We start from the raw sequence: 16,208 nt of genomic DNA, 5'->3' as shown, positions 1-16,208 counted from the left end.
CGTCTCAACCGTCTTTCCAGTCCGTCAGGCCGTCTCTCCGACCCGTCAGCACCGCCTCAGCAGCGCCGGTGAAGGGGTATTTACGGATTAGGTCTGAGACCTGCAACCCCCATTTTCAAAAAACTTTGCATTTCGCGTCGTTTTCTTGTGTTTGTTAACCAAAACAATAAGTTAACTTAACAAATCAAGAACTCCATGCCGCCTGGAACGTGCGGATATCCCAAGAAGGAGCCACAAAACTTGCCCTTGCGGGGGAATCGAGCGGTTCGGCAGACAGAAACGACCTGCAAAACCTATCTGCACCTTTCGTGCAGCCCGGACCCGCCCATCAAGAAAAGGCTGGGTCACGCAAGAAACTGACTTTGGGTCACAGTTGTTTTTTTGCTCCGTTAACGCACTCTCACCGGGAAGGTGGTAACTCTGCCCGACCAGTCAAGAAAACGAAATCGTCGCAAGAGGTGCGCAAGACAGCATGGATTTCGACTATATCATCGTCGGCGGCGGTTCGGCCGGTTCTGTTCTGGCCAATCGCCTGAGCGAAGATCCATCCACCCGTGTCTGCCTGCTTGAAGCAGGTGGCAGTGGGAAAAGCCTTTTCGTTAGAATGCCTGCCGCTGTTGTGACCGCACTTCCCGGGCGTCCAAGGATCAACAACTGGGCCTTTGAAACGGTCCCGCAGCCTGGTCTGAACGGGCGCATAGGATATCAACCGCGCGGCAAGGCACTGGGCGGCTCGAGCGCGATCAACGCCATGTTGTATGTAAGAGGTCAGCGGCAGGACTATGATGGCTGGGCCGATCTGGGCTGCGACGGCTGGGACTGGGACAGCGTATTGCCGTATTTCAAACGGGCCGAGAACAATGAGCTTGGCGCAGACAGCGTGCATGGTGACAGCGGGCCGTTGCAGGTTTCACGGCAAAAAGAGCCTCGTCCAATCACCCATGCGTTCATTCAAGCCGCACAGCAGCTGCAACACCGCCATACCGAAGACTTCAACCGGGGTGATAACGAAGGCGTCGGTCTGTATCAGGTTACCCAGTTTCACGACCCGACAAATAATGGGGAACGGTGTTCCGCGGCAGCTGGTTATCTTTTCCCAGTTTCCGGCCGACCGAACCTGACTGTCATCACGCATGCACATGCCAGCAGGCTGCGCTTTGAGGGCAAGCGCGCAACGGGCGTTGTATACCGGGTGAGAGGCAAGGGCGCAGACATCACCATTCAGGCGAAGCGCGAAGTCCTGCTGTGCGCAGGGGCCTTGAAAACGCCGCAGCTGCTTCAGGTTTCAGGTGTTGGCGCAAAAAGCGACCTTGAACCGCACGGAATCGCGATTCACCACGAACTGCCTGGCGTGGGACGGAACTTGCAGGATCATCTGGATTTCGCGCTGATCTTCAAAACCAAAGACACCGACAATTTTGGTATCGGCCCGGCGGGGGCAGAGCGGTTGTTGCGACATATTCGAAGGTGGAGCAAGACGGGCGTCTCGATGGCGGCTACGCCATTTGCCGAAGGCGCAGCGTTTCTGAAAACCACCCCCGATCTGGAGCGTCCCGACATTCAGCTGCATTTCACCATCGCTATGGTCGATGATCATGCCCGCAAGCTGCATTACGGGTACGGGTACAGTTGCCATGTTTGCAAGCTGCGGCCGGAAAGTCGGGGGACCGTAGGCCTGAACAGCGCAGACCCCACGGCGGCGCCCGCCATCGATCCGGCGTTTCTGTCAGACAAACGCGATCTGCAAACCATGATCAAAGGCGCGCTAATGGCGCGGGATATCCTCAACGCGCCAGCTTTGGCCAAGTACCGGCACAAAGAACTGTTCGGCACCGATACCGCCCAGACCGATCAGGATTGGGAGAAGCACATCCGCGCCCGCGCCGACACGATCTATCACCCCGTGGGCACCTGCAAAATGGGCGTGGACGAAATGGCGGTCGTCGACCCCCAGCTTCGCGTGCGCGGGCTTGAAGGCCTGCGAGTCGTCGATGCCTCGGTGATGCCGACATTGGTGTCGGGCAATACAAACGCGCCCACGATCATGATAGCCGAAAAAGCGGCGGACATGATCAAAGCGGCGGCGATGTAAGGACGCTACTTGCCTTTCATCAGAGCTTCCAGCCCGACACGGTAATTGGGATAGATCAGATCAATACCCAGTTCTTCCTTGATCCGGTCGTTTCGAACCCGCTTGTTTTCGTTGTAGAAACTGCGCGCCATCGGCGTCAGATCGGCGTCGTCGAACCGGACCGCAGGAGGCAGGGGCAAACCCTGCAACTCGGCTGCGTATCCTATGACATCCTGCGGCGGGACCGGTTCGTCGTCACATACATTGTAGATGCTTCCCGGATTCGGCTTCATCATCGAGGCCTTCAAGATCTGCGCGATGTCTTCCACATGAATGCGCGAAAACACCTGCCCCGGTTTGATAATGCGCCGCAATCCACCACGCTTGAGCTTGGAAAACGGACCGCGCCCCGGCCCATAGATACCCGCTAGACGGAAGATGTGAACAGGCAGGCCCGGAATGGCCGACCATTGCTCCTCGGCCAGCATACGCCATCTTCCGCGCTTGGCGGTCGGTGTGGGCGGCGTGTCCTCATCCACCCAACCACCCTGATGGTCGCCATAGACGGCCGTTGTCGACAAGTAGCCCACCCAATCGAACTGACTGGACCGCTTGGCAATTTCATCGCCCAGCGCCGCCAGCACAGGATCACCCGCTTCATCTGGCGCCGTCGAGATCAGCAAATGGGTCACCCCATCAAGGTTCAGTGCATCACCCGGCCAAATCAGCGGCTCGGCGCCAGAGGCCCGGATTGCACCCGTCCCTTCAAGGTCTCGCGTCGTGCCAAAAATTTTCCAGCCCTTAGGGGCAAGTTTTCGGGACAGGGCCTGGGCAGAATAGCCATGGCCGAATGAAAAGAGCGTCTTGGTCATGCCCCTTTGATGATCTGCGTCGTACCGGGATGCAAGCGCCGCATGGACGCACTTGAATCGAATCTTCGATTGCGCCTTTCTGTTGGCCATGAGCAAAAAAACACCTGACCTGCATTCGGCCTATGCGCTGAGTTCTCCGGACGAGAACAGACAGCTCTATGCGGAATGGGCAGGAGATTATGATGACAGTTTCGCCGCGCGCGAAGATTATCAGCTTCACACCCACACGGCACGGGCATTTGTCGGCGCGGGCGGTCAGGGGCCCGTTCTGGATGTCGGAGCAGGAACCGGCCTGTGCGGCGCGGTGCTGTCGGCGCTTGGCATCGGACCCATTGATGCAACCGACATCAGCGCAGAGATGCTGGATCAGGCGATGAGCAAGGACATTTACCGGGACGCGATCGAGGCTGATCTGACACAGGGCATCCCCGTTCCGCGCCACAGCTTTTCCGGCATAGTTTCATCCGGCACGTTCACGCATGGTCACTTGGGCCCCGAGGTGTTGCCCGCGCTGTTACGCGTGGCGCGGCACGGGGCGCAGTTTGCCCTTTCGATCAATGCGCGCCATTTCAAGGAACTGGGTTTTGCTGACGCTTTCCGCGAACTGGAGCAGGATCAGATTCGCAACCTGACCCTGCCCGAAGTCCGCATATACGGAGATCTCGCGGCTGGCCCCAACAAGGATGACACCGCTTTGATTGCTTTGTTTGAACGGGTTTGAGTCCGGTTATTCGGACGCAATCAAGCCACCCGCCTCGACCTTTCGCTTTGCCTCAGGTCGCGTAGTCCGAACTTTCGCAATCAAGGATCGCTTTGATCTCACGCAGATGCGCTTCGGCCTGATCGGGATAGTCATCCAGCTCTTGCGCTGTTTTTTCGGCAACATCATCGGACAAGACGCGCAGGGGCCGCCCGGTCTGCAAGGCACGAATGTAGGTTTCGGCCGCGCGTTCGAAATAATACAGCCTGTTGAAGGTATCCGCAGGGTCGCTGCCGATGACCAGAACACCGTGATTGCCCATGATCATGACCTTCTTCCTGGGATCGGACAGCATCCCTGCGCAGCGCTCACCCTCGCTTTCAAAGGCCAGACCTCCGAATTCTTCATCTACCACGTAGCGGTTGTAAAAGGTCGCCGTGTTCTGATCGATCGGCGGCAATGAACTGTCGGCCAAAGAGGCCAGAACAGTCGCAAAGATCGAATGCACATGCATGACGCAACGCGCATGCGGGCAGTGGCGGTGGATTGAACCGTGCAGCCCCCAGGCCGTCGGGTCCGGCGCGCCAGGTTGTTCCATCACATTCGGGTCATTGGCATCCAGCAACAATAGATCCGAGGCACGAATGCGCGCGAAGTGCACCTGATTGGGGTTCATCAGAAACTGCGTGCCGTCATCATTCACCGCCAGGCTGAAATGGTTGGCAACCGCCTCATGCATGTTCAGCCGGGCCGTCCAGCGGAAGGTGGCAGCCATATCCACGCGCTCGGACCAATGGTCGATATTGGGACGAAGACTGGTGAGGCTCATGCTTGGCTCCTTTCGCGGATGGTCGTGGCCAAACCTGCATGGGGCCCGGCAGTTTGACCAACGAAAAAAACGCAACTATCCCATTAGCTGAACTTATGCCGAGGTTATGTAGATGCAGAACTCGCTTCCTCCGCTGGGCTGGTTGCGCACTTTCGAAGCCGCCGCGCGCCATCTCTCGTTTACCGGCGCGGCACGAGACCTGAACATGACGCAAAGCGCCGTCAGCCAGCAGATTAAATCTCTGGAAGGGCATCTGGGGCAGCCACTGTTTCTGCGCCGCCCCAAAGCTCTGGAACTGACCGAGGCCGGAATCACCTATTTGCCAGTTGTGCGAGAGGCATTCCGGACACTGATGCGCGGAACCCGGGCGGTTACCGGTGCGCAACCAAACGCGGTTCAAGTGCAATGCAACATCAGCTTTGCCGTCAACTGGCTGGCCCCGCGCCTGCCGGCGTTTCGAGCGGAACATCCACATGTTCAATTGAACGTCTTCACCGAGCTTTGGGAACCGCGCGAAATGGCCGAAGGCGCGGCGGTCGAGATTCGGTTCTCGCTTCGTCCGTCCGACACGGTCCGAACCGAAATTCTGCGCACCGAACACTATTATCCGGTCTGTGCACCAGATTATCCGGTTTGCTTGGAAAACCTTCAGGAACAGCCACTTTTCGACTGCTCCAACCTGCTGTCCAACTGGCCAAGCTGGGCGGAAGATCAGGGTCTGAATTGGGAAAATCCGCCGATAACCTACGCGACGACCTATCTGGTTTGCCTGTCAGCGGTCATGGCTGGCGGTGGTCTTTGCCTGGCACATGACACGATCGCCAGTCATCTGATCAAGCGCGGTCAGCTGGTCGCGCCGTTCAAGCACCGTGCGCGAATGCCCGAGTCCTACTATCTGCTGCTGTCGCCGCAGGCCGAGGACACACCCGGCGCCGTGGCCTTTGCCAACTGGGTGCGGCGTGAGATCGGGTCTGAGGTGTAATGGGAAACGCGCGCGCCAGAACCGAAAGACGTGCCCAACATGTATGAGGAATCCCCAAGACCGAAGAACCGGGGTTGCACCCGCTGACGCATTCGTGAAAGTTGAGCCATGGAATACACACCTTTCCCAAGCTGGCCCGATGTCGCCCCCAAATTGATCGCAGTTGCAGCCGGACGCGAGGCGGCGGACATGGTCATTCAGGGCGGAACCTGGGTGAACGTACACAGCCGCGAATTGCTGCCGGGTCATTCTGTGGCGATTGCTGCCGGGCGCATAGCATTCGTCGGACCGGATGCCTCGCATTGCGTGGGTCTGGATACGGAAATCATCGAAGCACAAGGGCGCTACATTTTGCCCGGCTTGTGTGATGCGCATATGCATATCGAATCCGGAATGCTCACCCCAGCCGAATTTGCCCGTGCCGTCATCCCGCATGGAACAACCAGCATGTTCACCGATCCGCATGAGATCGCCAATGTGCTGGGTCTGGACGGCGTGCGCATGATGCATGACGAAGCCATGATGCAACCGGTCAATATTTTCACCCAGATGCCATCCTGCGCGCCATCCGCACCGGGGTTGGAAACGACGGGCTATGAGATCACGCCCGAAGACGTGGCCGAGGCGATGAACTGGCCGGGTATCATCGGACTGGGCGAGATGATGAATTTCCCGGGCGTGATCCATGGTGATCCCAAGATGCTGGCCGAGATAGCCGCCACTCAACGGGCCGGAAAAACAGTCGGAGGGCACTATGCTTCGCCTGATTTAGGGCCTGATTTTGCGGCTTACGTGGCGGGTGGCCCGGCGGATGATCACGAAGGCACATGCGAGGCCGACGCCATTGCACGGGTTCGGCAGGGGATGCGCTCGATGATGCGTCTGGGATCGGCCTGGTATGATGTGGAAAGCCAGATTACGGCCGTGACAGAAAAAGGGCTGGATCCGCGCAACTTCATTCTTTGTACAGATGACTGTCATTCCGGCACATTGGTGAATGACGGGCATATGAACCGCGTCGTGCGCCATGCCATTGCTTGCGGATGCGACCCCCTGGTCGCGCTGCAAATGGCGACGATCAACACGGCGACGCATTTCGGGCTGGAACGCGAGATCGGTTCCGTCACTCCGGGGCGGCGGGCGGATATCATCCTCAGCTCGGATCTGACCGAACTGCCGGTTGAGATCGTGATAGCCCGCGGGCAAGTTGTCGCGGAAAACGGTGCGATCAAAGTGGATTGTCCACATCTGAACTGGCCCGAAAAATCGCGCAATACCGTTCATCTGGGGCATGCGCTGACGTCGGCCGATTTTGAGATCAAGGCACCGGAAGGGGCCAACAAAGTTCAGGCCAACGTCATCGGCGTGGTTGAAAACCAGGCCCCGACCAAGGCGTTGAAGGCCGAATTGCCGATCATTGGCGGGCTCGTCGAGGGCGAAGGCGAAGTGTGCCAGATCGCGCTGGTCGAGCGGCACCAGGCCACCGGGGGCGTCACCAACGCTTTTGTTTCGGGCTTTGGCTATCAGGGAAAAATGGCCATGGCCTCGACCGTGGCGCATGACAGTCATCACATGATCGTCGTGGGTACGGACCGGGATCAGATGGCGCTGGCCGCCAACCGTCTGGCCGAAGTGGGCGGTGGCATCACCTTGTTCCGGGACGGGCAGGAACTGGCACTGGTCGAGCTGCCCATCGCAGGCCTGATGTCCGACAGCCCCGCCGCCGAAGTCGCGGCCAAGGCCGACAGGATGGTGCAGGCGATGCAGGACTGCGGCTGTCATCTGAACAACGCGTACATGCAGCATTCATTGCTGGCGCTGGTCGTGATTCCCGAACTTCGAATATCGGATCTCGGGTTGGTCGACGTACGCACATTCGAAAAAATAGAACTTCTGGAACCATTGGCATGACCACACTCCTGACACCGCAAGCACCCGCGCCAGAACAGTTTACCGATCCCGCCGCCGCTGTTGCACGGTTGGAAGAGCTGTATGTGCAGGCCACCGATTTCCTGTGCGACAGCTTTGCGGACGCCATGGAAAATGGGGCACCTGCCGCGCGATTCAGAGCCTATTATCCGGAAATTCGCATCAAGACCTCGACCTATGCCCAAGTCGACAGCCGCCTGAGCTTTGGTCATGTGTCTGAACCTGGTGTTCATGCCACGACAGTGACGCGTCCGGATCTGTTCAGATCCTACCTGACCCAACAGATCGCCCTGTTGATCAAGAACCATGGTCAACCTGTGACAATTGCGGCGTCGGACACGCCGATTCCGGTGCATTTTGCCGTGGCAAACAATCCCGATCTGGTCGTGCCTCATCAGGGCGCGGCCGACTTCACCCTGCGCGATGTGTTTGATGTTCCGGACCTGACAACCACCAATGATGACATCGTCAATGGCGTGCATGACCATGAAGATGCCGTTGGACCCTTGTCCCTTTTCACCGCCCAGCGCGTGGATTATTCGCTTGCAAGATTGGCACACTACACCGCCACCGACGCTGGTCACTTTCAGAATCACGTGCTGTTTACGAACTACCAGTTCTATGTCTCGGAATTCGAGAACTACGCCCGAGAACAATTGGCGGACCCTGCCAGCGGCTATACCAGCTTTGTTTCAACCGGCAATGCCGAGATCACGGACCCAAAGGCACCTATCGAACAACCGCTGAAACTGCCGCAAATGCCGACCTATCACCTGAAGCGCAAAGATGGTTCGGGGATTACTTTGGTGAACATCGGTGTTGGCCCATCCAATGCAAAAACCGCCACCGACCATATTGCCGTTCTGCGCCCGCATGCGTGGCTGATGGTTGGCCATTGCGCCGGGTTACGCAATACGCAGGCATTGGGCGATTTCGTTCTGGCCCACGCCTATCTGCGCGAAGACAAGGTTCTGGATGACGATCTGCCCGTCTGGGTGCCGATCCCGCCTTTGGCCGAAGTTCAGGTAGCGCTGGAACACGCCGTGGCCGATGTGACGAAACTGGAAGGGTATGAGCTGAAGCGGATCATGCGGACCGGCACCGTGGCTTCGGTCGACAACCGAAACTGGGAATTGCGCGATCAGTCCGGCCCGGTCCAGCGACTCAGCCAATCCCGGGCGATCGCGCTGGATATGGAAAGTGCCACCATTGCCGCGAACGGCTATCGGTTCCGCGTTCCGTACGGCACTTTGCTGTGCGTGTCGGACAAACCCCTGCACGGAGAATTGAAGCTGCCAGGCATGGCGTCTTCGTTCTATACCACTCAGGTCAGCCGACATCTGGCCATCGGCATCAAGGCGATGGAGCATCTGCGCGGCATGCCGTTGGAGCGTTTGCACAGCCGGAAACTGCGCTCCTTCGACGAAACGGCCTTCCTCTGACGCAAAAAAGCAACGTTTTCCCCATATTTTTAGGGGTTTCAGCGCTACTATTCGTTGTGTTTGGCCACAATATCCCGTTACAGTTACGCGGTGAGGCCCTATAGATCGGGCACGTTAAGGAGACCAAGAAATGGCAAAGCCTATGACAAAGACTCAGCTGGTTGCTGCTCTCGCTGAGGAAATGGGAACCGACAAGAAATCCGCAAACTCCGCGCTGGAGGCCATCACCGGCCTGATTACCCGCGAAGTTTCGGCCGGTGGCGCAGTGACCCTGCCCGGCGTCGGCAAAATCTACTGCCGCGAGCGGCCCGAGCGTCAGGTCCGTAACCCGGCCACTGGTGAAACCTTCACCAAAGAAGCCGACAAGGTTGTGAAAATGACCATCGCCAAAGCGCTGAAAGACAGCGTGAACGGCTGATTTCAGCTTTTCAGGACAACGATAAAGGGCCGCCTTCGGGGGGCCCTTTTTCTATCGTCTTGAATATGTTGTGCCTGCCGGGTTTGAACCCGCTTCGCACAGCATGTTTCGGCCCGGATATTCGCCACCCAAGTGAAAATGCGCCCTCAGGGTCAGAGAACTGGCAAAATCTTGCCGTGCGTTGACGGGCCTCTTTTCAAGGCTTGTCCGATCACCTTACAACTTCGTCAATCTTCGAACCGGCAATGAAGTATCTTGCAAAACAGCGTCTGTAGAAAGAAAACGATTTGGCCGCGCTTGTCTGGCAGCACCCGTTCCGCGATTGCGGTGGGTCTTATCACTCTTGTCTCTGCCTGCGCGCAAAGCACCACCAATGAAAATCTCGACCCTGAACGTCAGTTGATGGCGCTGCAAGAGGTCTCGAAAAAGCGGGCCAGAGGGCAAAGAGTATGGTGCGTGCCCTACGCCCGAGACCTCAGCGGTATTGAAATTCGCGGCAATGCGAACGACTGGTGGGGAAGGGCGCAGCAAGTGTTTGAGCGCGGCAAGGAACCGGTTGTTGGTGCGGTTATGTCGTTTCGGGCAACCCGCGGAATGCCCCTGGGCCATGTGGCTGTCGTGTCCGATATCGTCACCGACCGGGAAGTCATCGTGAATCATGCCAACTGGCACCGAAACAAGGTGTCGTTGAAGATGGGCGTCAAAGATGTCTCAAAAAACAATGACTGGACGTTGGTTCGGGTTGAAAGCCAACCGGGCCGCTACGGCAATCCCTACCCGGTAAACGGGTTCATCTATCCGGCGGTTGACGAATAGCCTTGCCCAACTTCATTTCACGGGCGGGTTGATTGCAACGCGGGCAACATTCCTTTTGATCGTGCCGTAAAGGCAGCCGCCGTCCGGGTTGGGATGTCGCGTGGTTGAAAAGCCCGCAGATTGTCCAAAGCTGCAATATTGTCGGTAAAAATAGAAACGGGCACCAGAGGTGCCCGTTTCTGTTTTGTGTCTCTGGTCCGGTCAGTGGACCGTTTCAACCTTGTGGAAGTCCAGATCACGATCTTCTGGCATCGAGTCGATGCTCAATACCTCCTGGCGTTTGGTGATCAGGATATAGACGACACAAGCCAGATACAGTCCAACTACGACCGCTCCGATCCACTGGATTTGCAGCCACTGGCTTTGGAACAGCAGGGTCAGGACAAACAGCAGCGCGACGTTGCCCGCCACATAGATCGCCTTTCCGAACCGCTCGACGGTCAGGTTCAGGTTGTCGGTGTACAGACGGATCAGCGAGTCCAGAGAGTTGATCACGAACGTTACACCTACGATCACCATCGCAATGTTGGTGATGCCAGCGGTACTGATGCCGTTCAGGTGGTAATAATAAAGTACAGTGAACCAGATCCCCAGCGGGATCGACGGGAAGATCAACAGCGCGGCCAGCAACTGCCACGTGGTCAGACCACCCACAAAGCGCGACGTAAACTGTCCGATCATGATCGACCATGCAAACCACCAGAACAGGTAGAACGCGTGATAGTCGGTCAATGGCAGGACGAACTTGTGCAGGTTGGCGAAATAGGCGCCGATATTGCTGCCGGTTTCCACGAACCCGGTCACGCCCATACCTGCGGCTGCCCACATGCCCAGAATCAGGGCAAGGAACAGAAAGGTCGAACCGACGGACAGGATGCGAACGTATTTCAGATCGGTCGAGGAATAGGCCGCCGCCAGAATGACGACAAACACGATGATGTAGAAGGTGGTAACGACGGATTCACCATCTCCGACCTCGGGCAGATAGCCGGGCAGGTAGATCAGGAACAGGCTGGCGGTGAAGGCGCATGTGCCAATGATCACCACGTTGTTGATCAGCTTGACCAGCGGGATCTCAAAGAACTTCACGCGGGGTTCTATCACGCAGAAGTAGAAGGCCGTCAGGAAATAGAAGGCCCAGATCAGGAAACCCCAGAATCCGAATTCGATCGCCAGCGGGTTGGCAAAGGCATAGGCCGGATCCTCGGCGTATCCTCCGAATTCGGTCAGTGGAAACATGATCAGGCCGACATCCAGGCCGGATGTGAACAGAATCGCGATGAACGTGAACAGATGAACCGGTGTCACGCCGACACAGCGCAGGTTCCACCATTTCACGACGAAGAAAGCGACCAGCCCCAATGCCAGCAGGACGCCGAACGATAGAATGTACTCCAGAAGCACCGACAAACCTCCCTTGATATGTCAGGTCCTGCCGCCGATATCTTTAATTGGCCGGTCAATCAATATAAACATGCGCAAGACTTTTCTTGCATCACGCATGTGTCTTTTTTGACGCGCACCGCTTGCGACCGATCCCAAAATCAGGAACAGTCCGCGCAAAGTGACAGGGGGTCTCCATGGATCTGCGCGCCATAGCCATGGGGCTGACATTTGCCCTGATCTGGTCATCTGCCTTTACCTCAGCGCGTATTATCGTGGCGGATGCGTCCCCTCTGTTTTCGCTGGCCTTGAGGTTTCTGATCTCCGGTGTTCTGGGAGTCATGATTGCTCGCGCGATGGGGCAAAGCTGGCACCTGACCCGAAACCAATGGCGCGCAACGATATTGTTCGGGATCTGCCAAAATGCCCTGTATTTGGGTCTGAACTTCTATGCGATGCAAACGGTCGAGGCTTCGGTCGCGGCCATAATCGCATCCACCATGCCCTTGTTGGTGGCGCTGGCGGGGTGGTTGATTTTCGACGAAAAGCTGCGGCCACTGGGTGTTTTGGGTCTGTTCGCCGGTTTCGCCGGAGTCGCCCTTATCATGAGCAGCCGGATCAGCGCGGGTGTTGATATGTTCGGGGTCGCGCTTTGCGGTTTGGGTGCTCTTGCCTTGACCTTTGCAACCTTGGCCGTTCGCGGTGCAACATCCGGCGGGAACTTCATGATGGTCGTCGGCTTGCAGATGCTGGTTGGTTCAGCCGCGCTGTTTGCGGCTGCTCCGGTCTTTGAAACCATCTACATCCACCCGACGCTGCCACTGGCGCTGGCCTTTACCTACACAACCCTTTTCCCCGGTTTGCTGGCGACACTGATCTGGTTCCTGCTGTTGGACCGGATCGGAGCCGTTCGGGCCGCCACCTTCCACTTTTTGAACCCCGTGTTCGGGGTCACCATCGCGGCGATCCTGCTGGGCGAGAAGCTAGGCGCCATGGATGCGGTTGGCGTCACGGTTACAACCCTTGGCATTCTTGCGGTTCAGCTTTCACGCCAGCCCGTTCAGGGCAGCAAAGCTTCGACCTGAGACAGCAGTTTGCGGGAATCGGGTTTTACATTTGACCCGAAAGTCGCCGCAACTTCACCCTCAGGATCGATCAGGATCTTGTTGAAGTTCCACTTGGGCGTGAACCCGGTCTGCGCGGCAACGGCCTTATAAAACGGGTGAGCGTCAGCCCCTTTGACCGGAGTGATATCCGTCATCGGCAGGGTCAGCCCATAGTTCATCTCGCAGAACTGTTTCACCTCTTCCGCGGACCCAAGTTCCTGATTGAACGAATCCGACGGAACCGCAAGAACGACCAGCCCCTTGCCGGAATAGGCCTCATGCACCTTTTGCAGAGCCTTGTATTGCCCGGTAAACCCACATTGTGACGCGGTGTTGACCACCAGGATGGGTTGGCCGCGCCACTCTTCGATGGCCAATGTGCCTCCGTCGATCGAGTCGAACTCACCGGTCAGCGGTGCCGCCTGAACGGCGCGGCCCAGCAAGATCAGGGCAGTCAAAAGCAGCAATCTCATCATGTCTTGTCCTCCCTTTAATTCAGATACGCGTGACTCTGTTGTTCAGATCACTTGCACGACTGCGAGAGCGGTTTGAAATATCGCTTTGCTTTCCACCCCGCAGCCCCCAGATAATGGCGCAAACACTATTTCAGCCGGAGGATCCATGACTCGCTATACCAAAGACCCCACGGCCATTGCTGCGCTTTCGCCCGAAGAGTTTCACGTCACCCAGCGCAGTGGTACAGAACGTCCGGGCACCGGGAAATACCTGAACAACAAGGAACCCGGTATTTATGTGGATATCGTATCGGGTGAACCGCTGTTTGCCTCGACCCACAAATACGAATCCGGGTGCGGCTGGCCCAGTTTCACCAAGCCGATCGTGCACGAACATGTCGAAGAGTTCCGCGATACCACGCATGGCATGATCCGGACCGAGGTTCGTTCGAAACACGGCGACAGCCATCTGGGGCATGTCTTCCCGGACGGTCCGCGTGAACATGGCGGTTTGCGGTACTGCATCAACTCTGCCTCGCTTCGGTTCATTCATCGGGATGAGATGGAAGCCGAAGGTTATGGCGAATACCTGATTCATGTGGAGGATATTTGATGACCGAGCAACGCGCTGTACTGGCCGGGGGCTGCTTCTGGGGGATGCAGGACCTGATCCGCAAACTGCCGGGCGTGTCACGTACGCGTGTCGGCTATACCGGCGGTGACGTGCCCAACGCGACCTATCGCAATCACGGCACCCACGCGGAAGGGATCGAGATCTGGTTCGATCAGTCTCGGATCAGCTATCGCGACCTGCTGGAATTCTTCTTTCAGATCCATGACCCGACCACGGTCAACCGTCAGGGCAACGATATCGGCATGAGCTATCGATCTGCGATCTACTACGTGGATGACTCGCAGAAACAGGTGGCCCTGGACACCATCGCCGACGTGAATGCCAGCGGCTTGTGGCCCGGAAAAGTCGTGACCGAGGTCGAACCTGTCGGAGAGTTCTGGGAAGCCGAACCAGAGCATCAGGATTATCTGGAGCGGATTCCGAACGGCTATACCTGCCACTTCCCGCGTCAGGATTGGGTCCTGCCCAAACGCTCAAGCGCAGCAGAATAAAGCACCACCTGCCCGGCCCCTCTGAAGCTTTCAGGGGGGCTAGCCCGCGGCCACCCGTGGACGTCCGCTTGCCTCGACCGTGATCAGGGCCTCGACAAAAACGTCCTTTGCCTCGACTCGCGCGGTTTTGATGTCACGATCCACGATCACGCGAATGTCTTCTGCGCCGGCTTCTCGTACTGCGCCCTCTGCTTCGGACATCAAAACCTTTTCCAACAGGGCCAGAGCGTCCTCTGACGCGGCGAAGTCCTTCGGGCCATCCTCCAGATGCACACGATATCGCCCTTCCGCCGGGGATGTGACGGTGCCCGAGCGACGCAGGGTCAGCCGCCCCACGACAGCACCAATCGCATTTGCCACGCCCGCATGTTCCGGCAGGATCATTCGGCAGTGCAGCCGTTCACCCACCGCAGGGTAATAGCTGGGGGCCGACGCCCCAAGGCCAACCACATCCACATTCAAAGCAGCGCTCAGCGACAGCAACCCACGGTGTTGTGCCAACCCGCGCTGTGTCAGCACATGACGCGCCAAGTCTTGCGAAGGCAGACCAAAACCAACCTGCTCTTCGTCAAAAGCAGCCTCTAACAAGATCAAACTGGTCTGTTCCGTCAATTGATCCACGATCATCTGGGCCAACGCTTCGGGAGAGTTTGCCAACATATCCCCTGACCCGACCCGTTTGCGTGCCATCAGTTCCAATGCCTTGCGCGCCGCATCGACATCCCAGGCACGAACGCGCCCCAACACGTGGCTGGCATCAGATGGCGTAACCCCAGACACCTGGATGATTCCGCGATCGACCAGGCGCATCAGCGCCCCGTTCTCCATCCGAGACCGCAGCAAGGCGCTCAGGGGCAGAACGCGATCTCCCAGCCTCTCCAGCAGGCATTCTTCCCGCGCGCCGACTCCTTCAGCATGGATGCCGGGCACGCGGCGGGCAAAACGCGTATCATGCTCGCCCACGGTCGTGGCCCGCAATTGTTCATCCAGTACAGAATGCACAACGTCGGGCGCTTCTGATGCGATCAGCGAAACGGGCAACACGCGACGCGGGCCCAGGAAAACACCGCCCCGCAACCCTTCGGTCGCAACATGAACCTGACTGTCGCCGCCCAGACCGTGGGTTCGCATCGCCACGGCCTCGACCATGGTGCGAAACCCACCCACCTGCGCCCCGGCCGGGTCGATCGCGGGCTTTCCGTCCCGGATAAGTGCGACATCGGTGGTCGTTCCCCCGATGTCCGAGACCAGCGCATTGTCCGCTCCGGTAAGCCATCGCGCCCCGACGATAGAAGCCGCAGGCCCGCTCAGAATAGTCTCGATCGGACGTTCCCGGGCCTGTTCCGCGCTCATCAGGGCGCCATCGCCGCGCACCACCATCATCGGCGCCGAAATTCCCAGCGCATGCAGCTGATCCTGTGCACGCCCGATCAATCGGTCGATCATCCCGATCAGCCGCGCATTCAGCACAGCCGTCACCGCGCGTTTCGGACCATTGAGCTTGGCGGACAAGTGATGCGAACAGGTCACCGGCGCCCCGGTTCTTTCCGAGATTATGCGCGCCGCTTCCAACTCATGCGCCGGGTTGCGGGTGGCGAACTGAGCAGCAACCGCAAAGCCGGAAATTCCCTTATGCGACTCCAAAAAGGCCTCAAGCGCTGCGACATCCAAGGCGGCAGCCTGCCCGCCGGAATGGGTATGCCCACCGGCAATCACCAGGGCCGGATCGCCCTTCAACGCCTCTTTCAGCCCGTGTTTTTCAAGATCACTGTCCTTGAACCCGATATAGATCAACGCGACACGACCGCCCTGCCCCTCGACCAGAGCATTCGTGGCCAGCGTCGTCGACAATGACGCCATCGAGATCTGATCCGGCGTGACCTGCGCCTCTGCCAGCACAGACGAGATCGCCTTGCCCACACCAATCGCCAGATCCGCCCGGGTGGTCAGCGACTTGGCCGAGGCGATGACCTCTTTCTCATCCCTGATCAACACCGCGTCGGTATAGGTTCCGCCCGTATCTACCCCCAAAGACAACGTCATCGGGTCCTCCTGTCTGTTCGCCGCCGATGGGTTTAGC

Annotated in this window: 15 protein-coding genes; 10 read left to right on the top strand and 5 right to left on the bottom strand. The window is 58.0% G+C overall.

Features of this window, described 5'->3' with window-relative positions:
• The first annotated feature begins 472 nt into the window (after nt 1-472).
• Nucleotides 473-2,092, top strand: a complete 1,620-nt coding sequence (locus GOW56_RS16440) for a GMC family oxidoreductase (RefSeq protein WP_171206535.1) — start codon at nt 473-475, stop codon at nt 2,090-2,092.
• A gap of 5 nt (nt 2,093-2,097) precedes the next feature.
• On the opposite strand, the gene GOW56_RS16435 is transcribed toward GOW56_RS16440, so the two are convergent.
• On the bottom strand, nt 2,098-2,943 hold the full coding sequence (locus tag GOW56_RS16435) for an SDR family oxidoreductase (RefSeq protein WP_171206534.1): 846 nt from the start codon (nt 2,941-2,943) through the stop codon (nt 2,098-2,100).
• Between the two features lie 88 nt (nt 2,944-3,031).
• On the opposite strand from GOW56_RS16435, the gene GOW56_RS16430 reads away from it, so the two are divergent.
• Nucleotides 3,032-3,664, top strand: a complete 633-nt coding sequence (locus GOW56_RS16430) for a class I SAM-dependent methyltransferase (protein ID WP_171206533.1) — start codon at nt 3,032-3,034, stop codon at nt 3,662-3,664.
• 52 nt (nt 3,665-3,716) lie between these two features.
• Here GOW56_RS16430 and GOW56_RS16425 read toward each other — a convergent pair whose 3' ends face one another.
• Entirely contained in the window at nt 3,717-4,472 is a 756-nt protein-coding gene (locus GOW56_RS16425) for a class II aldolase and adducin N-terminal domain-containing protein (RefSeq protein WP_171206532.1), read from the bottom strand.
• Between the two features lie 112 nt (nt 4,473-4,584).
• On the opposite strand from GOW56_RS16425, the gene GOW56_RS16420 reads away from it, so the two are divergent.
• From GOW56_RS16420 to GOW56_RS16400, 5 genes are all read left to right on the top strand, one after another.
• Nucleotides 4,585-5,454, top strand: coding sequence for a LysR substrate-binding domain-containing protein (locus tag GOW56_RS16420; protein ID WP_171206531.1), 870 nt, complete (start codon nt 4,585-4,587; stop codon nt 5,452-5,454).
• A 108-nt stretch (nt 5,455-5,562) separates the two neighbouring features.
• Nucleotides 5,563-7,365, top strand: a complete 1,803-nt coding sequence (gene ade, locus GOW56_RS16415; protein ID WP_171116594.1) for an adenine deaminase — start codon at nt 5,563-5,565, stop codon at nt 7,363-7,365.
• The gene (locus GOW56_RS16410; RefSeq protein ID WP_171206530.1) at nt 7,362-8,825 is read left to right on the top strand and encodes an AMP nucleosidase; all 1,464 of its coding nucleotides are present in this window, start codon (nt 7,362-7,364) and stop codon (nt 8,823-8,825) included. Before ade ends, GOW56_RS16410 begins: the two co-directional genes overlap by 4 nt.
• Nucleotides 8,826-8,955: 130 nt before the next feature.
• Nucleotides 8,956-9,243, top strand: coding sequence for an HU family DNA-binding protein (locus GOW56_RS16405; RefSeq protein ID WP_117871130.1), 288 nt, complete (start codon nt 8,956-8,958; stop codon nt 9,241-9,243).
• A gap of 297 nt (nt 9,244-9,540) precedes the next feature.
• Nucleotides 9,541-10,059, top strand: a complete 519-nt coding sequence (locus tag GOW56_RS16400; protein ID WP_254447244.1) for a CHAP domain-containing protein — start codon at nt 9,541-9,543, stop codon at nt 10,057-10,059.
• A gap of 201 nt (nt 10,060-10,260) precedes the next feature.
• On the opposite strand, the gene GOW56_RS16395 is transcribed toward GOW56_RS16400, so the two are convergent.
• Nucleotides 10,261-11,457 (bottom strand): BCCT family transporter, encoded by a 1,197-nt coding sequence (locus GOW56_RS16395; protein ID WP_171117252.1) that lies wholly within the window; start codon nt 11,455-11,457, stop codon nt 10,261-10,263.
• A gap of 182 nt (nt 11,458-11,639) precedes the next feature.
• Here GOW56_RS16395 and GOW56_RS16390 point away from each other — a divergent pair, with 182 nt between their 5' ends.
• A complete protein-coding gene (locus GOW56_RS16390) occupies nt 11,640-12,527 on the top strand; it encodes a DMT family transporter (RefSeq protein ID WP_171206529.1) in 888 nt (295 codons plus the stop codon).
• Here the strand turns inward: GOW56_RS16390 and GOW56_RS16385 are convergent.
• Nucleotides 12,503-13,024, bottom strand: a complete 522-nt coding sequence (locus GOW56_RS16385) for a glutathione peroxidase (RefSeq protein WP_152459672.1) — start codon at nt 13,022-13,024, stop codon at nt 12,503-12,505. The genes GOW56_RS16390 and GOW56_RS16385 overlap by 25 nt on opposite strands.
• Nucleotides 13,025-13,169: 145 nt before the next feature.
• Here GOW56_RS16385 and msrB point away from each other — a divergent pair, with 145 nt between their 5' ends.
• Together msrB and msrA are read left to right on the top strand one after the other, a co-directional pair.
• Entirely contained in the window at nt 13,170-13,616 is a 447-nt protein-coding gene (msrB, locus tag GOW56_RS16380; RefSeq protein ID WP_170345953.1) for a peptide-methionine (R)-S-oxide reductase MsrB, read from the top strand.
• A complete protein-coding gene (gene msrA, locus GOW56_RS16375; RefSeq protein WP_171171613.1) occupies nt 13,616-14,128 on the top strand; it encodes a peptide-methionine (S)-S-oxide reductase MsrA in 513 nt (170 codons plus the stop codon). The genes msrB and msrA overlap by 1 nt, the downstream gene beginning before the upstream one ends.
• Before the next feature lie 39 nt (nt 14,129-14,167).
• On the opposite strand, the gene GOW56_RS16370 is transcribed toward msrA, so the two are convergent.
• A complete protein-coding gene (locus tag GOW56_RS16370; protein WP_171206528.1) occupies nt 14,168-16,171 on the bottom strand; it encodes a hydantoinase/oxoprolinase family protein in 2,004 nt (667 codons plus the stop codon).
• Between the last annotated feature and the right edge of the window lie 37 nt (nt 16,172-16,208).

Source organism: Ruegeria sp. HKCCA0235A (assembly GCF_013033235.1).
GTDB lineage: Bacteria > Pseudomonadota > Alphaproteobacteria > Rhodobacterales > Rhodobacteraceae > Ruegeria.
The sequence above is the reverse complement of the archived record's forward strand: the minus strand, read 5'-3'. Positions and strand labels throughout refer to the sequence as shown.